The following is a 16,159-nucleotide window of genomic DNA, read 5'->3' on the forward strand; positions in this document are numbered from 1 at the left end:
GAAGACCAGATCGTTGACCTCCTCGATGAATGCAGGAGGATGCACACTCAGCCCGGGAAGCACTCGCCCTCCGGTGAGCACATCGGCAACTGCGAGGTCTTCGGCCAGGCGGTAGGGGTTCTCATGCCCGACGGGATCACCGCGCTCCCCAAGCCGATGCGCTCCGTATGTCGGGCCAGCGCGGCAAAGTACACCGCCGGAGACGGCAGACCGTACTGCATATGTCGGGTGCGCACCCAGCCGCTGGCCAGGCCGAGCTCCTCTGCAAACCTGAAGAGCTCGATGCCCTCCTGCAGCCCCAGTGCCGGGTGGCTGCGGTCGAAGGGAACCAGATGGATGAAGCCCAGGTGATCGAGTGGCCGTGTCGTCTGTGTGCTCACGATTTCTCCCCCATGACGTCTCACTGAGGCGCCAACTTCAAGTAGTTGAACCATCAATTCATATCAGCATCGCCTGAACATCGGCCGTCATGCCGACGCATCGGCGAGCTCGCATCCTCATCTCCGTGACGGCGCTCCAACAACGACGTCACTCCAACAACCAAGCGCAATCGCGTTCACGCCCACCCGACAACGAGGCGGGCCGCCTCGGCGGGGATCATCGGGTCCACCCCGGTCAGGTCGGCGAATCGGCGCAGGCGGTTGGCCACCGTATTGCGATGGCAGAACAGCTCGGCGGCACTCGCCCCGATGCTCCCCGAGCGCAGGTAGGTGTGCACGGCCTCGACGAGGCGCTCACGTTCGCCCGATCCGCAGACGGCGAGCGCCCGTTCGACGTCGGTGACGATGGAGTTCCCCGCCGCATTCAGCGCCTGAGCGGCCAATCTGGCCCACCCGCGCTCCCAGGTCATCGCCCCCACCTCGGCGGCGGTGAGCACCTGCGCCAGATCTCGAGCTGTCAGCGCTGACCTGCGCAGGGACCCGATTCCCCGGGTATTGACCAGGCCCACCCGCGCCTCGGCGAGCCGACGTTCGACCGTCTCCAATCGCGACCCGGAGAGCTCGGATGACCCGGTGAAGGCAATGAGGACATCGCCGAGGTGGTGCGTGAACATGGTCCCGCCCGCGCGCTCATGGTCGGACACGAGAACCCGCAGCGCCGAGGTGTCCTCACCGTGCGCGGCCACGACGAGCAGCGGTCCGTCCGGGTCGAGGCCCAGCGCCGAGGCGATCGTGGCCAGGCGTTCGTCCGTCGGGTTGAGATCATCGAAGAGTCCCGCGATGAGTCCCTGCCGGACGGAGGATTCCTCCTCGCGCATCCGCTCCCGCTCTGCCGTGTAGGCACGCTGAACCTGGGAGACGTATTCGTCGACGGTGGAGAGCACGATCCCGGTGTGCCGGATGACGAGCTCCGCATCATCCTGCGTCGCGACCCTGGTCAGGGCCTCCCACAGGACGTTGAAGTCGTGCCTGATCGCCGTCATCAGCGCCTCCAGCGGAATCCCGGCACGAGCGCGAGAGACCCCGACCTCCGTGGACACCGCAACCGGGCCGTCGAAACCGCCGGCGCGCAGGCCCTCGACGAGAGACTGGAATGAGACGAACCCGGTCCGCCGCAGCTCCGAGACCGGAATCGGGGCGGGATCGTAGCCTGGCACCCTGACGACTCGGGACATGAACCGTTCGGTGAGCTGCTCGAGATCGAGGGCGTCGAGGAGTTCGATCCAGCGCTGACGGTCACCGGTCAGCGGCTGGTCCTTGAGCTGTCTCTCGTGTGTTGGCGGCATCGTCCTAGACTATGTGCGGAAGGCTGTGCAGATGCACAATCAGCAACCGAGATCTCGGGGCAAAATATACTCGAAATGGTGCGATCTCACTCTGTAGTGTTCTAAGTTACAGGTTGAATGCCCTAGCCGACCATGCCCTGCAACCCAGTCCTGCCACCCCGTCCTGCACTCGATGGAGAGAAACATGAGCCACACCGACCCCACAGCTGCGGCGGAATACTCCGCAACTCATGAACTCAGCGTCAAAGACGCCAACAAGGTCGCGCTCGGCGCCCTCCTCGGCACCGCGCTCGAATGGTACGACTTCTTCCTCTTCAGCGCGGCTGCGGCACTGGTCTTCAACGTGCAGTACTTCACCAGCGAGAACGCCACTGCCGCTGCCTTGGCATCCTTCGCAACCTTCGGCGTCGGTCTCGCCGCCCGTCCCATCGGCGGACTCATCTTCGGCCGCATCGGCGACAAGCTCGGCCGCCGTCAAGTCCTCATGGTCACGATCGTGGGCATCGGCATCGTCACCGGCCTCATCGGTGCGCTCCCGACCTACGCCGCGATCGGCTTCGCGGCACCTGTCCTGCTCGTGCTCCTGCGCATCCTGCAGGGACTCTTCGTCGGCGGCGAGTGGTCTGGCGCTATGACGCTCGTCGTCGAGAACGCCCCGCTTCACCTGCGCGCACGCTACGCCGCAATCCCGCAGATCGGCTCGCCCATCGGCACGATCCTGTCCTCGGGCGGCTTCTTCGTCATGACCCTGATCCTGTCGGCGGACAGCTTCAGCGCCTGGGGCTGGCGCATCCCGTTCCTCGCCGCCATCCCGCTCCTCCTCGTCGCCGTCTACATCCGCAGCCGCCTCGAAGAATCCCCGGTCTTCCGCCAGCTCGAGGATTCCGGCGAGCTCGAGAAGAGCCCCGTGCGCACCACCTTCCGCGACAGCTGGAAGCAGATCATCGTCGGCATGGCCGCGGCCCTCCTCGGCGTCGGCGGCTTCTACCTCGTCACCGCATTCTGCGTCTGGTACGGCGTCAACGTCCTCGGCTACGACGATTCGCTTCTGCTGTTGGGCAGCATGGTCGCCGCCGCTGTCGAGATCTTCGCCCTCATCTGGGGCGGAGCGCTCGGAACGAAGTTCGGGGCCAGCAAGGTCATCCTGTGGGGCGGCATCGCCTCGGCGGTGGTCTCGGTTCCTGCCTTCCTCATGTTCGCATCCGGGAACCCGGTTCTCGTCGTCCTCGCGATGACCCTGGCGGTCGGCACGCTGTCACTGCCCTACGCCGCCTCGGGCACCGTCATGACCGGACTGTTCCCGGCCAGCACTCGCTACACCGGTGTCGCCCTGGCACAGAACGTCGCCGGCATGATCTCCGGATTCATTCCGCTGCTCGCCACCGGGTTCGTCGCCGCAGCTGCCGATCATTGGTGGCCGGCCGCCGCGATGCTGGCCTTCCTGTCCCTGTTCACGGCCTTCGCCGGAGCCATCGCACCGCGCCTGAGCGTCGACCTGCCCGGTTTCAAGCACTGACGGACGGCGCAGCACCGGCGCTCCCGCCACCAGCCCCCATCTGCACTCACCTTCACGAAAGGGCCCCCACGCATGTCCCGCTCGGCCGGTCACCTCATCGTCAACACCCTGGAGAACGCCGGAATCGAGCGGATCTACGCGGTCCCCGGCGAAAGCTACCTCGACGTCCTCGACGGACTCTACGACTCTCCCATCGAGACCGTCGTGTGCCGACAGGAGGGCGGCGCAGGGTTCATGGCTCTGTCCGAATCACGGCTGACGGGGCGGCCCGGAATCGCCATGGTCACCCGTGGTCCGGGCGCCGCGAACGCGATGATCTCCGTGCACACCGCCTACCAGGACGCCACCGCGCTCGTCCTCTTCGTCGGACTCGTGCCCATCGCGGACCGCGCCCGGGAATCGTTCCAGGAGTTCAGCCTGCCCGAGTGGTTCTCCTCCACCGCGAAGAAGGTCATCATCGTCGACGACGAGCACCGTGCCGGCGACCTCACGGCCGATGCCCTGCGCATCGCCGCAGCCGGTCGCCCCGGTCCCGTGGTCGTGGGTCTGCCAGAGGACGTCCTCGTCCGCCTGACCGACTCACCAGCAACGACACCCGCTCCGATCGCCGAACCTCGGCCCTCGGCCATCGACCTCGAATCGCTTGGCGCCCGCTTCACCGCCGCGCAGAAGCCGGCCTTCGTCCTCGGTGGAGACGGGTGGCACGAAGGCCATGGGCGGGCATTGCTCGACCTGGCCGCCTCGGCGGGGATCCCGGTCTTCTGCGATTGGCGCGCCTACGACGCCGTCCCCCACACCGGCCCCGCGTGGGCCGGATGGTTGGGATATGGCCGCACCGAGGCGGTCGCCGCCGGATTCGGTGATGCCGACCTCCTCGTCTTCGTCGGGGCCACCCGATCCGATGTCGCCAGCGACGGCTACACCCGCGGCTTCGACGCGGAGACCGTCGTCGTCGGTCTCGACCCGGAGGCGACCCAGCATGCCGGGCGCATCGACCAGCAGATCCTGGCCTCCCCACGCAGCTTCGTCACGGCTCTGAGCTCGATCGATGCCTCAGACCTGCGCGGAGGACGCAACGACGCGTGGATGGAGTCGCGTTCAGTCGTGCAGTCTCAGGTCGCCGAGCACAGGCCCGACGCCGAGGTGGCCGGTGCCCGTCCTCGAACTGGAGTCGATCTCGGGGTTGCGTTCGGGATCCTCGATGACCGCCTCGGCGGCTCTGCGGTTCTGACATACGGAGCCGGCAATGCCACGATCTGGGGCCACAGGTTCATTCGGCATCTAGAGCCGGCGAGCCTCGTCGGCGCCCGCAACGGTGCCATGGGCCTTGCCGTTCCCGGTGCGGTCGCGGCCTCGCTCGTCTTTCCAGAGCGTCGCGCGGTCGCGATCTGCGGTGACGGTGACTTCCTCATGAATGGGCAGGAGCTGGCCACGGCCTTCGCTCATGGGGCGAAGCCGTTGGTCATCGTCGTCGACAACGGCGTGTACGGCACAATCGTCCAACACCAGGTCAAGCACTATCCCGGGCGTCCCTCGGGCACCTGCATGGTCAACCCCGACTTCGCAGTGTGGATGTCCTCGTTCGGCGGGCACGGCGAACGAGTCGAGCGGACCGAGGACTTCGAGGCCGCGCTCGACCGAGCCCTGGCTGCAGACGGTCCGGCGCTCGTCCACGTCCTCATCGACTCCGAGCTCATGCCCCCGGCTGCCGACGAGATTCCGGCCTGACGATTTGCCGACCATCCACGACAGTCCCCACAATCCCGCAAAGGACGAACCATGACGAAGACTCCCCACTCGCAGACTTCAGCTTCCTCACCAGCGACGACGCAGACCGATAGGGACGACGACTTCCTCGCCGACTGGTCGGTCCACTCCCGCTTCGGAGCCGTCGAGGGCACGAACGGCGTGGATCGTCAGGCGGCGAGCGCGGCCGACGGTGAGCAGCGCAGATGGTTCGCCGAGCTGCTGGACAAGCACGGGTTCAGCGTGCACCGGGATGCGATCGGCAATCAGTTCGGTCTGCTCGAACTCGTTCCCGGCGCCCCGTATGTGCTCACCGGATCGCACATGGATTCGCAGCCGACCGCCGGCCGCTTCGACGGGGCGTATGGCGTCATGTCCTCGGCTCACGCCTGCTTCGCCGTCGCCGATGAGCTGCGCGCCGACCCTGCAAGGGCGAAGTACAACCTCGCCGTCATCAACTGGTTCAACGAAGAGGGCTCGCGCTTCAAACCGTCGATGATGGGCAGCAATGTCTTCACCGGCAAGGCCGAGCTCGAGGCGGCACTGGCCACCACCGATCCTCATGGCGTCACCGTCGCCGAGGCACTCGATGCGATCGGTGAGCGTGGCGACTTCACCGCGCCGGAGATCGCGGCCTATGCCGAAATCCATGTCCAGCAGGGCCGCAGCTTGGAGGAGGACGGAGTCACGATCGGCCTCGTCAACGCCACGTGGGCTGCTCATAAGTTCGAGTTCCGCGTCACCGGCGAGCAGGCCCACAGCGGTTCGACGCTGATGAGCGATCGTCGCGATGCGCTGCTGGGTGCCGCCCGGCTCGTCGTCGCCGCGCGTGAACTCGTCGACGAATTCGAGCCCGGGGCGCTGCACACGGCGTGCGGTGAGCTCAACGTCTATCCCAACTCCCCGGTCGTCGTCGCCAGTGAGGTCGGCCTGCTGCTCGACCTGCGCTCCCCCGACGCCGAGGTGATCGCCGCCGCGCACGAGTCCCTCATGTCCACGGTCGCCCGGGTCCGCGACGAGGTCGGTGTCGAGATCGAGATCGTCGCCGAACACAGCTGGGATCAGAACCCGTACTCCGAGGACGGGGTCGAGCTGGCACGGTCAGCGGCCGAGGACCTGGGACTCACCTCGGCGCGGGTGATGACCGTGGCCGGACACGATTCGACGAACATGAAGGACACCGTGCCCACGGTCATGCTCTTCGTGCCCAGCGTCGGCGGCGTGTCCCACAGTCTTCAGGAATTCACGAAGGACGAGGACCTCGTGTCCGGCCTGCATCACCTCACCGAGGTGGTGCGACGGCTGGCCGCTGGCGCGCTGGGCTGAGCTGAGCTCGCCCATCTCGCTTCCGCTAGCCAAAAGTGCCCTGGTAGAGCACAAATGCTCTACGTGAGCACATTTGGCTAGCGGGCGTCAGGGCTCGCAGCAGCCGGGATTTAGAGGTGCGTCAAGCGATGGGCTCGACGTCCTGGTTCTCGTCGACGAGCTCTTCGGCCAGTGTCTCCCACTTGTCATAGGCCTCGGGATGTCCTGAGCCTTGGACTGCCTGGGCCGCGGCACCGGGATCCATCGTCTCCCACCCCGCGATCTGGAGCAGCCCCGGGTTCGGGCACTCAGGATTGACTCCGTAGAAGGACTTCGAGGCGTACACCGCATCGGTGATCTGCCCGTGGGTCCCCCAACCGTATGACGGCCGCTGTTGGAACAGTCCGGCGGAGTCTTTGTCACCGCTGTCGAGATTCCGCAGACTCGATTCCTGCAGCGCGGTCATGACTGCGATCGTCTGAGCCTGCGCCGTAAGATCAGAGCCCTTGCCGACGGCGATGATGGTGCGAGCATTGTCGATCTTCTCCTGCGAGAGCTGGCTGGTGTCTTGGGGCCTGGAACCTTCACCGCCATCAGCGGCCTTGCTCGTAGGAGGAAGGGTCTGCGCAGGCACTGCGGTCGCCGCAGACGCGCCACCGGCGAGGAGGCCTGCGGAAAGAGCTGTCACCGCTAATGCTCGTGCAAGTTTCATCGGTTCTGATTCTCCTGAAATCTGCTCAATGAAGCAATGGGCATTGTCTTGAGCGGTAGGTCCGCGCGAAATATCCTCACTCGAGGAACACACGGGCCTCTGAAAACTCGCCCACGCTCCAGCCTCTCGAAGGGACAATGTCGCCTGCAACGAACAGGGAGCTAACGGCTGTTGAATTGTGCCGATCCGGCGGCGTGTCGAAGCCGCAACGCGGTTGACGCACTGCGGCCGACGCCGAGGCAGTACTCTTGCCCCATGGACTCGACACTGCCTGAGGAAGCTGCCCACTCTGTCGAGTCATATCGGCGAGTCGCCGACCGACTGCTGCCGGGTGCGGTCATCGCATGCGCAGTCGGTGGGTCCATCGCCCTTGATGCCTACCGACCGGGCCGCAGCGATATCGATGTCATCGCTGTGCTCAGCGATGAGTGGAAAGACCACCGCAGCCTCATGGCCCGCTTGAGGCTTCTGCATCTCTCTCAGGTGCCCCGTCTGACCGTCCGTGCTGCACGCGGTCTGGGGTTCAGCGCATGCTGCAACACCGTGTTCGTCTGGCAGTCCGAGATCTCCCGCGCGGTGACCGAGATCCACCCGGTCGCGTCCCACGTGGGGGAGGTCTTCGACTCTCAGGGCGCGTTCGACGTCAATCCGGTGTTCTGGAAGCAACTCGTCGACGGCGGCATCTCCGTCCGCGGCGGCCCCGTCTCGGATTGGAGTCTCGACTCCGAGCCGGGTGAACTCCGTAACTGGGTGGCGCGCAACGTCCGCGAGTATTGGGCCCCGCTGGCTGAAAGGGCCCGCGGAGGTCGACGCACCTTGTCAGCTGGAGCCGTGGAGTGGTGCCTTCTCGGACCGGCGCGAATGCACTGCACCCTCCTGACCGGGGAGATCATCAGCAAGGAGGGTGCAGGAAGGCATGCGCTCGATGCTTTCCCTGATCACTCGGCGATCATCGAGGTTGCCCTCGCCCGACTGCGAGGCGATCCGCTTCCGACAACGCCACCTCGTGATCAGTGGCGTGGGCTGACTGCGTCGGCGATGAGCTCGATCATCGCCGACTCCCCAGTGAACGACCTCAATTGATGTCGTCGACGTCCTGGTTGTCGTCGACGAGCTGATCGGCCAACGGTTCCCACTTCGCGTATTCGTCAGGGAAAGCCGAAGACTGCACGTCCTGCGCGGCCTGCCCCGGGTCGATGTTCTCCCAGTTGTCGATCTGAGTCAGGCCCGGATTGGGGCTGTCGGGGTTGACTCCATAGAAAGACTTCGAGGCGAAGACGGGATCCTCTACCTGTTCGGCCGATCCCCAGTTCATCGAGGGACGCTGCTGGAACGCTCCGACGGAGTCGCGATCCCCGCCGTCGAGATTCTGCAGGCTCGACTCCTGCAGTGCGGTCATCACGGCGATCTTCTGGGCCTTCTCCGACAAGTCTGCGCCCTTACCGACGCCGATGATGGTGCGGGCATTGTCGATCTGCTCGGAGCTGAGCTCGTCCGGATCGTCGATGCCCACGGCTGTGCCGTCGCCCTGGTCCTGACCGGCGCCCGAGACGTTCTCGCTCGGCTGGTCGACGGCCCCTGAGATCGGACCCGCCGCGGCTGAGGTCGCCGCCCCCAGGGAGAGTCCCCCTGCGATGACGGCAGCGGACAGTGCAGTCACCGCAAATTTACGCACGCTTTTCATCTGTTCTCACTTTCCGGTTGGATCGGGCGAGCTGCCCGGACGGCGTCCTGATCGGATTCGGCACACATCTGCTTCCTGCATTCGGCACAGGGATGCTCCGTTAATCGCCTCACACCACACTGTCGGACGCAGGAAGGCGGTTCAATGCCGAGACGCTCATAGGTGGCTCCGTCTCGCCACAACGAATCGGAAGGGACTGGTGAGCATCAGCTCAGAATTCGCTGGATGCTCTGCGGCACCATGCGGCGCCCGCACACACCCGTGACCCGGGTCTCGGCCCACCCATCGGGCCACTCGAAGGTGCGGGTCAGGCTCCATTCAGGCGCGCGTCTGCCTACCTCACAACCTCGCGAGAGGTGTTGTCGATGCGGCGGGTCCAGCCGCGTCCGTCGAGGTATTCGAGGAGGGGAATGACGATGCGACGGGTGGTGCCCAGAGTCTTCCTCGCCGCGCTCGTCGTGAAGGGCTGATCCAAGCCTGCGAGCAGTCGCATCGCCTGTGCCGGTGTGCGTGGTGAAACAACCACACCATCGCCGAGGCGCAGGAGCCGTCCCGCTCTCTCGGCGACAGCAAGCTCCCGCACTCCCAGTCGGAGTTCTCGCAGGTCATCGGCCTCGGGCGCGGCGAAGGGGTTGGCCGCCAAGCGTCGTTCCAGCTCGGCGACTCCCGCCTCGGCCGGGCCCAGATCGGCGGTGTGACCGGGCGGTCGGACCATGCCCTTGACCGTTTCGAGGCCGGCGCGAGAGGCGATGGCGGACACGAGTTCCTGACCGCCGCTGTTCGGCAGCGGGGGCTCGAAGCGTCGCAGCTCTTCGGCCAGTGCCTTCTCGGGAACACCAGCAGCCAGAGGCTCTGCCGCCAGCTTCGTCTTCACCGTACTTCGCGCGGCAGTGACCCACTTCTCGAGTGTCGGCCGGTGGACGAGCCATCCTCCAGCGATCTCGTCAACGCCCTCGACGGCGTCGGGAAGCGTCAGTCCGAAACGCACCAATCTGGCACGTTCCACGGCTCCCCGGCGGGCCACCTCGGCGAGGATGTCTCCAGTCTCCGGACGATCGGTCAACTCGCGGGCCCGCCTGGTGCCGGCACCTCGGCGGCTCAGTTCCGGCGGGTCGACGTCGAGGATGACGACTCCGGCGAAGACATTGCGGCTGCCGGGGCTGCGCAGGACGATCCGGTCCGTGACCTGCAGCGGCAGCGGACGCTCGAGTGTGAGGCGGGCGTGGTCACCGTCGAAGGGCCTCATGTGCACCGGGACCGCGGCGGTTCCGATGTGGAGCATGAGTCCGTGCACGCCCTCGTCGAGTGGTTGTCCCATGGTTCGGCGAACGTCGATGATCTCGACGATCGGCCATGCATCGTCGGTGATGAGAGCGTCACCGCGGTGGATCTCATCGGCTGCGACCTCGCGCAGATTCACGGCGACACGGGCACTGGGGGCAACCACCTCGGCGGAGGAGTTCCGGCTCTGCAGACCACGGACGGCCGTCGCCTCGTCCGAGGTCTCCCCGACGAGGCGCAGACGATCACCGGTGCGCAGAGTTCCGGCCGTGAGCGTGCCGGTGACCACGGTGCCGGCGCCCTTGATCGTGAAGGCGCGGTCGACCCACAGCCGCAGTCGGGCCTCGGAGTCGGGGGCAGGGGCCTCGGCGGTGACCTGGTCCAACGTTGTGATGAGCGCTTCGATGCCGTCCCCGCTGGCTGCCGAGACCGTAAGCACTGGAGCATCGGCCAGCGGTGTGCCCCGCAGTTCGGCTCTGACCTGGGCCTCTGTCGCTGCGAGCGGCTCGGGGGCGAGGTCCGCGCGGGTGATGACGACGAGGCCGCCGGTGATGCCCAGCGCGGTGATCGCGTCCCGGTGGTCACTCGACTGGGCCTGCCACCCCTTGTCCGCTGCGACGACGAGGCACACGATGGGGGCCGGGCCGACGCCTGCGAGCATGTTCGCGAGGAACTTCTCATGCCCAGGAACGTCGACGAAAGCGAGCTCCCTCCCCGACGGCAGAGTCGTCCAGGCGAAGCCGAGGTCGATCGTCAGACCCCGCTTCCTCTCCTCTGCCCACCGGTCCGGTTCCATCCCGGTCAGGGCGTTGACCAGCGTGGACTTCCCGTGATCGACGTGGCCGGCGGTTGCGAGAACGTACATCTCAGTCATGGTTCGTGACGTCCGGATCATCGCCGAAACCCACACCATGGTCGCCGAGGTGGTTCCGCGTGTTCTCACGAGCCCGGTTCACGGCCTCGCCGATTCGATCGTCATCGGCTTCGGGGACGCAGCGCAGGTCGATGAGGCATCGTCCCTGGTGAACTCGGGCGACGACTGCCGGGTCGCCGAGGCGCAGCGGGCGAGCGAGCTCCTCGGGCAGTTCGACGGCCCAGCCGGGAAGGGGAACGCCGGGGGCTCCCCCGCCGCCGACGCGCCCGTCGTGGGCGACAACGGTTCCGGAGACGAGGCCGGCCAGGCGTTCGGAGCGTTCCCTGAGTCGATCGACGTCGATGTGCAGGGCCTGACGGACCGGAATCTCGGTGTTCGCGACCGTGGCCTCGATTGCGGCCAGCGTGAGTTTGTCGGTGCGCATCGCCCTGGCCAGGGGGTGCTTCGCGATGCGCTGCACGGCGTCGCTGCGGCCGAGGATGAGTCCGGCCTGCGGGCCGCCGAGGAGTTTGTCGCCGCTGACGATGACGACATCGGCTCCGGCGGCGAGCGCACCGGCGATGTCGGGCTCATCGGGCAGGTAGAGGTCGGGTTCGAAGAGTCCGCTGCCCAGATCGGCGATGAGTGGGAGTTCATGGTCGTCGGCGAGTTCACGCAGTGCAGCGATCTCGACGGAGGCGGTGAAGCCTTCGACTCGGAAATTGCTCGTGTGGACCTTGAGCAGACTCGCAGTCAGGTCGTTGATTGCCTCGGCGTAGTCGTCGAGATGGGTGCGATTGGTCATGCCGACTTCCCGGATCCGGGAACCGGTCGTCGCCATGAGATCGGGCAGGCGGAAGCCAGCACCGATCTCGATAAGTTCCCCGCGACTGACGATGATCTCGCCTGCCGCCTTCGCGTCGCTCGCACCGGCCGAACCGTCATTTCCTGTCACCTCGTCACCGCGCAGCGCAGTGACGGCGAGCAGCAGCGCAGCGGCACCGTTGTTGACGACCAGCGCGTCCTCGGCACCCGGGCAGGCACGCAGAAGCGCCTGCTTCGCACCGATCCCCCGCTTGCTGCGTCGACCGGTCTCCAAGTCCATCTCGACATCGACGTAGCCGGCCGCACTGGCCACGGCCCGCCGGGCTGCGGCAGACAGTGGGGCGCGGCCGAGGTTGGTGTGGACGATGATCCCGGTGGCGTTGAGCACCGGGGTCAGTGAGGAGGCCGAACGAGTGCTCAGGCGCTCGATGACGGTGGGGACCACCTCGGCGACGGGGATCTCACCGGTGCGGGCGGCTCTCTGTGCTTCGGAGATGATCGCTTTGATCGTTGCCTGACTCAGCTTCTCACCTGCGGAGATGACCTCCGGGAGGTTGAGGAGGTGATCGGTGCGCGGAATGCTGCGCCGCGGATCCGTATCGGCCAAGGCTGCATTCTCCTTCACTGCTCTCGAGCGCGACGACACCGACGATGCTGGTGGCGGAGGCGGACGGGAATCGAACCCGCCAGACCGAGATACTCGGTCTCACCGGTTTTGAAGACCGGGGAGCCCACCAGGACTCGGACGCCTCCGTCAGAGATCCTACCGCCCATCGGGGATGGAGCCGATTCCGTCCGAGTTCTCTGCTCACGTCACGGTTCCCGTTCTGCGGTGTCGCTGTCACCGCCAGATGCTAGCCTGAGATTGGAGGCGCAGGGCGCACTCCGATGTCGAAGGAGACATCCATGCCGATCGGCTATCTCATCACCATTGTCATCATCGGGGTGTGCACGTTCGCCTCCCTGATCCGTGTCACGCGCTTCGGAATCCCCGCGTTCTACCTCACTGTGATCATCAACGAGATCCCGCAGGTGGTGGCTCTTGCACTCATTCTCTCGACCGCTCTGGCGCTGAGCGAAGGGGATCTGGACGGGCCCATCGGCATCACGCTCCTCGTGATCGCGGGTCTCGAATTCCTGGGTCTCCTCGAGCTGGTCAGGCGCGCGACCGTGGCCCGATCAGTGGTGGAGTCAGTCGCACTCGCACATGGCGAGCGGATCAGAAATGATGTGACTCGAATCTGGCTGCGACCGCTCGTCTTCCCGCTGCCTCTGCGGCCCGGGTCAGTGAAGAGGATCGGGCCGCTGTCCTATGGCGATCATCGCCGACAGCGCTTGGACGTCTACCAGCACAGAAACAGCGAATTCTCGGGTCCCGTCTTCGTCTACTTCCACGGCGGCGCCTATTCGTCAGGGAGCAACCGGAACGAGGGCCGCGTCCTGCTCCATCGTCTGGCAGCTCAGGGATGGACCTGCATCAGCGCCACCTATCGCCTGCGACCGGAGGCAGGTTTCTCCGACCACCTCGACGATGCGAGGGCAGCCCTGCAGTGGGCCCGCGACAACGCCGATATTCACGGCGGGGACGTCACGAAGATCGTCATGGCGGGCAGTTCCGCCGGCGCGCATATGACCGCACTGACTGCCTTGTCACCCGCGAATACCGCCGAGGCGGGATCTCGGATCGCCGCGGCCGTGTGCTTGTACGGGTGGATCGGTCGGTACTTCGGCCGGGGCGAGGACGAGTCGCCGCCCTCGACACCATTGGCGCTGGACCCATCCTCGGCGCCACCGATGTTCATCGCCCACGGCGACCACGACTCCTGGGTTCCGGTCGAGGAGGCTCGCGCACTGTACGAGCATGTTCGTACCGGTTCGCCGAGCGAGACCTGGTATGTCGAGCTGCCCGGTGCCCAGCACGCCTTCGACGCCCTGTTCTCCTGGCGCAATGCGGCCGTCGTCGAAGGCATCGTGGCCTTCCTGCGGCCCATCGGCGATGCACCCTCTCTGGAAGGGAAGCACCATGCCTGATTTCACTTGGGATCCGGATACCTATCTCGACGTCATGGCCGAGGAGATGTTGGCCGGCGCCGCGCAGGTCCTCGACCCGAACCGCCGTTCCCTGACATTCGGACGGCTCGAGGACCCTCTGCCGAGTGACCCGTTCGACCTCGTGATGTCGACTCTCGCCGTGCACCACCTCGGCGGCGATGGCAAGGCCGATCTGTTCGCGAGGATTGCGCAGGTCCTTGTCGACGGGGGTCGGTTCGTGCTTGCCGATCTCGTTGTCCCTCTCGAGCCGTCTGCTGTGGTCACGCCGATCGACGGAGTCATCGACACTCCCAGCGCATTGGCCGAACAGCTCGATTGGCTGAGGGCCGCGGGACTCACTCCTCGCGTGTCCTGGCAGCACCGCGACCTTGCGGTGGTCGTCGCAGACAAGCCGTCATAAGAGGGACAAGGCCGAAGCTGTTGCTAACCCGAAACTGCTCTCCCGCCGGAACGAGGACGGCATCGCCTGCACCTACGATGAAGGCCTCCTCGGCGATCTCGATGTCGTGCTCCCTCTCAAGGACGTGGAGGACCTCCACCTCTGTCATTGTGTGCGCCAAGCCTGGCGTCTGCGGGGAGAAGACGGCCCTCCAAGCCCCCCAATCGCTGTGCCCCTGTGGCACTGCTGGGGAACGAATTGAAGACAACTCCGTGTGTGGTAAATGTGCGAGCGGCGATATACGGGAGATAGGACATGAGTCCTCCATTCAGCCAGTCTTGACCAGTATGGTCAATGTCATTGGCCATACTGGTCAATGACATTGACGACAAGGCCTAGAGTGAAGGAGTGGGCACTCCTGACGATCTCGCCATGCCCTGCTTCCTCTCCGCAGCATTCGACAGTCTCGTCGACGCCGTACATGCTCGTTTGGACGGGGAAGGTTTTCCCGGCCTCAGCGCCACCGATGGATTCGCCATGCAGGCGATCGGTGAGGGTTGCACGTGTGTCGAACTAGGAGGGAAATGACGAAGCATCTGCACTGACATCTGCACTGAGGGGAGAATCTCATGACGTTGCCGCTGGCACAGATGCCGCTGCGCATCGCACGTCCCAGCTGGGACCTCCACGCCGCAAAACGGTTCTGGGGTGAGGGGGTGGGACTCGAAGTCCTGTGAACGGTCGAGGCGACGAATTCTGCGGAACACGATTTGCTCATGATGGGCAGCGCCGAAGCTCAGTGGCATCTCGAACTCGTCTGCGACCCGGCCCTCATGGCCGAGCACCCGTCCAGCGCCGAAGATCTCCTTGTCCTCTATCTCGATGCAGAGATCGACGAGGCGTGGCCCGATCGGATCGTAGCCGCAGGAGGAAAGCGCGTCGAGGCGCACAATCCCTATTGGGAGAAGTGGGGCATCACGATTCTCGATCCCGATGGGTACCGTCTCGTCCTCTCGACGCGAGGCTGGGGGCAGGGCGGCTGATCCCTGATGTCCGAGCGGTTCGGTGTTAGTCTCGCGGTATGACTGCGACTCAGGAACGTCTGACTTCATTCGCCCACGGCGGAGGCTGCGCCTGCAAGATCCCGCCGGGCGAGCTCGAGGAAGCGGTCAAGGGGCTCACCGGTCAGTCCGGGCCCGATGTCCTCGTCGGCCTCGACGACGGCGATGACGCCTCGGCCGTGCGGGTCCGCGACGATCTCGCGGTGCTCTCGACCGCTGACTTCTTCACCCCGGTCGTCGACGATGCCTACGACTGGGGACGCATCGCCGCGGCGAACGCCCTGTCCGACATCTACGCGATGGGCGGAACCCCCATTACAGCGATCAACCTCGTCGGATGGCCGCGCGAGAAGCTGCCGATGGAACTGCTCACCGAGGTGCTGCGCGGCGGGCTCGACGTCGCTGGCCACGCGAAATGCCCCGTTGCCGGCGGTCACTCGATCGACGACCCCGAGCCGAAGTACGGCATGGCCGTGACCGGCATCGCCCACCCAGATGAGCTCATGCGCAATGCTGCCGCCGAGGCGGGGCTGCCCCTGACCTTGACGAAGCCCATCGGTGTGGGGATCCTCAACAACCGCCACAAGCAGACCGGCGAACACTTCGCCGAGGCGATCGCCACGATGACCGAACTCAATCGCGATGCTGCGCAGGCGGCCGTGGCAGCCGGCGTGCGCGCCGCGACCGATGTCACCGGGTTCGGGCTGCTCGGGCACCTGTTCAAGATGTGCCGGGCTTCGGGAGTCGGCGCGGTCATCGATGCGGCCGCAGTGCCCCGCCTCGGCGGTGTCGATGATTCGATCACTTCCGGCTATGTCTCCGGCGGAACTCGCCGGAATCTGGACTGGGTGCGCCCCAGCCTGAGTGCTGATGACTCCGTGAGCGAGGACGACCTGCTGCTTCTCGCCGATGCCCAGACGTCGGGCGGGCTGCTCGTCGTCGGCGAGTTGCCTGGTCATCCTGTCATCGGCGAGATCGTCGTCGGGTCGGGTGTGCACGTGCGCTGATTCGGGCAGCTG

The 16,159-nt window shown here is 65.8% G+C and carries 15 protein-coding genes and 1 tRNA gene; 9 read left to right on the top strand and 7 right to left on the bottom strand.

From position 1 onward, the window contains the following. Positions 1-47 precede the first annotated feature (47 nt). Positions 48-380, bottom strand: a complete 333-nt coding sequence (locus JFC13_RS14960; RefSeq protein WP_198397874.1) for an LLM class flavin-dependent oxidoreductase — start codon at positions 378-380, stop codon at positions 48-50. Between the two features lie 176 nt (positions 381-556). After that, complete coding sequence (locus JFC13_RS14965; RefSeq protein WP_198397875.1) at positions 557-1,726, bottom strand: helix-turn-helix domain-containing protein; 1,170 nt, start codon at positions 1,724-1,726, stop codon at positions 557-559. 184 nt (positions 1,727-1,910) lie between these two features. Between JFC13_RS14965 and JFC13_RS14970 the strand changes: the two genes are divergently transcribed. The 3 genes from JFC13_RS14970 to JFC13_RS14980 all read left to right on the top strand — a co-directional run bounded on the left by JFC13_RS14970 (position 1,911) and on the right by JFC13_RS14980 (position 6,314). After that, positions 1,911-3,242, top strand: a complete 1,332-nt coding sequence (locus tag JFC13_RS14970; protein ID WP_198397876.1) for an MFS transporter — start codon at positions 1,911-1,913, stop codon at positions 3,240-3,242. A 72-nt stretch (positions 3,243-3,314) separates the two neighbouring features. Continuing rightward, positions 3,315-4,970 (top strand): thiamine pyrophosphate-dependent enzyme, encoded by a 1,656-nt coding sequence (locus JFC13_RS14975; RefSeq protein WP_198397877.1) that lies wholly within the window; start codon positions 3,315-3,317, stop codon positions 4,968-4,970. A 51-nt stretch (positions 4,971-5,021) separates the two neighbouring features. After that, a complete protein-coding gene (locus tag JFC13_RS14980) occupies positions 5,022-6,314 on the top strand; it encodes a M20 family metallo-hydrolase (protein WP_198397878.1) in 1,293 nt (430 codons plus the stop codon). A 121-nt stretch (positions 6,315-6,435) separates the two neighbouring features. Here the strand turns inward: JFC13_RS14980 and JFC13_RS14985 are convergent, their stop codons facing one another. Then, positions 6,436-7,005 (bottom strand): hypothetical protein, encoded by a 570-nt coding sequence (locus JFC13_RS14985; protein ID WP_198397879.1) that lies wholly within the window; start codon positions 7,003-7,005, stop codon positions 6,436-6,438. Between the two features lie 255 nt (positions 7,006-7,260). On the opposite strand from JFC13_RS14985, the gene JFC13_RS14990 reads away from it, so the two are divergent. Beyond that, on the top strand, positions 7,261-8,088 hold the full coding sequence (locus JFC13_RS14990; RefSeq protein ID WP_198397880.1) for a hypothetical protein: 828 nt from the start codon (positions 7,261-7,263) through the stop codon (positions 8,086-8,088). Here the strand turns inward: JFC13_RS14990 and JFC13_RS14995 are convergent. The 4 genes from JFC13_RS14995 to JFC13_RS15010 all read right to left on the bottom strand — a co-directional run bounded on the left by JFC13_RS14995 (position 8,081) and on the right by JFC13_RS15010 (position 12,401). After that, positions 8,081-8,689 carry a hypothetical protein gene (locus JFC13_RS14995; protein ID WP_198397881.1) on the bottom strand — a complete coding sequence of 203 codons (609 nt, stop codon included), beginning with the start codon at positions 8,687-8,689 and terminating at the stop codon, positions 8,081-8,083. The genes JFC13_RS14990 and JFC13_RS14995 overlap by 8 nt on opposite strands. A gap of 334 nt (positions 8,690-9,023) precedes the next feature. Beyond that, positions 9,024-10,835: a selenocysteine-specific translation elongation factor gene (gene selB / locus JFC13_RS15000; RefSeq protein ID WP_198397882.1), complete on the bottom strand. Its 1,812-nt coding sequence runs from the start codon at positions 10,833-10,835 to the stop codon at positions 9,024-9,026. Between the two features lies 1 nt (position 10,836). Then, positions 10,837-12,255 (bottom strand): L-seryl-tRNA(Sec) selenium transferase, encoded by a 1,419-nt coding sequence (selA, locus tag JFC13_RS15005; protein ID WP_198398009.1) that lies wholly within the window; start codon positions 12,253-12,255, stop codon positions 10,837-10,839. Positions 12,256-12,306: 51 nt separating this feature from the next. After that, positions 12,307-12,401, bottom strand: a tRNA-Sec gene (locus tag JFC13_RS15010). A gap of 153 nt (positions 12,402-12,554) precedes the next feature. Here JFC13_RS15010 and JFC13_RS15015 point away from each other — a divergent pair. The 5 genes from JFC13_RS15015 (at position 12,555) to selD (ending at position 16,147) form a co-directional block, all read left to right on the top strand. Continuing rightward, positions 12,555-13,679 carry an alpha/beta hydrolase gene (locus JFC13_RS15015; RefSeq protein WP_198397883.1) on the top strand — a complete coding sequence of 375 codons (1,125 nt, stop codon included), beginning with the start codon at positions 12,555-12,557 and terminating at the stop codon, positions 13,677-13,679. Next, on the top strand, positions 13,672-14,100 hold the full coding sequence (locus tag JFC13_RS15020; RefSeq protein WP_198397884.1) for a class I SAM-dependent methyltransferase: 429 nt from the start codon (positions 13,672-13,674) through the stop codon (positions 14,098-14,100). The genes JFC13_RS15015 and JFC13_RS15020 overlap by 8 nt, the downstream gene beginning before the upstream one ends. Before the next feature lie 387 nt (positions 14,101-14,487). Further along, complete coding sequence (locus JFC13_RS15025; protein ID WP_198397885.1) at positions 14,488-14,667, top strand: hypothetical protein; 180 nt, start codon at positions 14,488-14,490, stop codon at positions 14,665-14,667. Between the two features lie 188 nt (positions 14,668-14,855). Continuing rightward, on the top strand, positions 14,856-15,122 hold the full coding sequence (locus JFC13_RS15030; RefSeq protein ID WP_198397886.1) for a hypothetical protein: 267 nt from the start codon (positions 14,856-14,858) through the stop codon (positions 15,120-15,122). 38 nt (positions 15,123-15,160) lie between these two features. After that, positions 15,161-16,147 (top strand): selenide, water dikinase SelD, encoded by a 987-nt coding sequence (gene selD, locus JFC13_RS15035; RefSeq protein WP_198397887.1) that lies wholly within the window; start codon positions 15,161-15,163, stop codon positions 16,145-16,147. Positions 16,148-16,159 lie beyond the last annotated feature (12 nt).

Source organism: Brevibacterium antiquum, from assembly GCF_016107655.1.
Taxonomy (GTDB): Bacteria; Actinomycetota; Actinomycetes; order Actinomycetales; family Brevibacteriaceae; genus Brevibacterium; species Brevibacterium antiquum.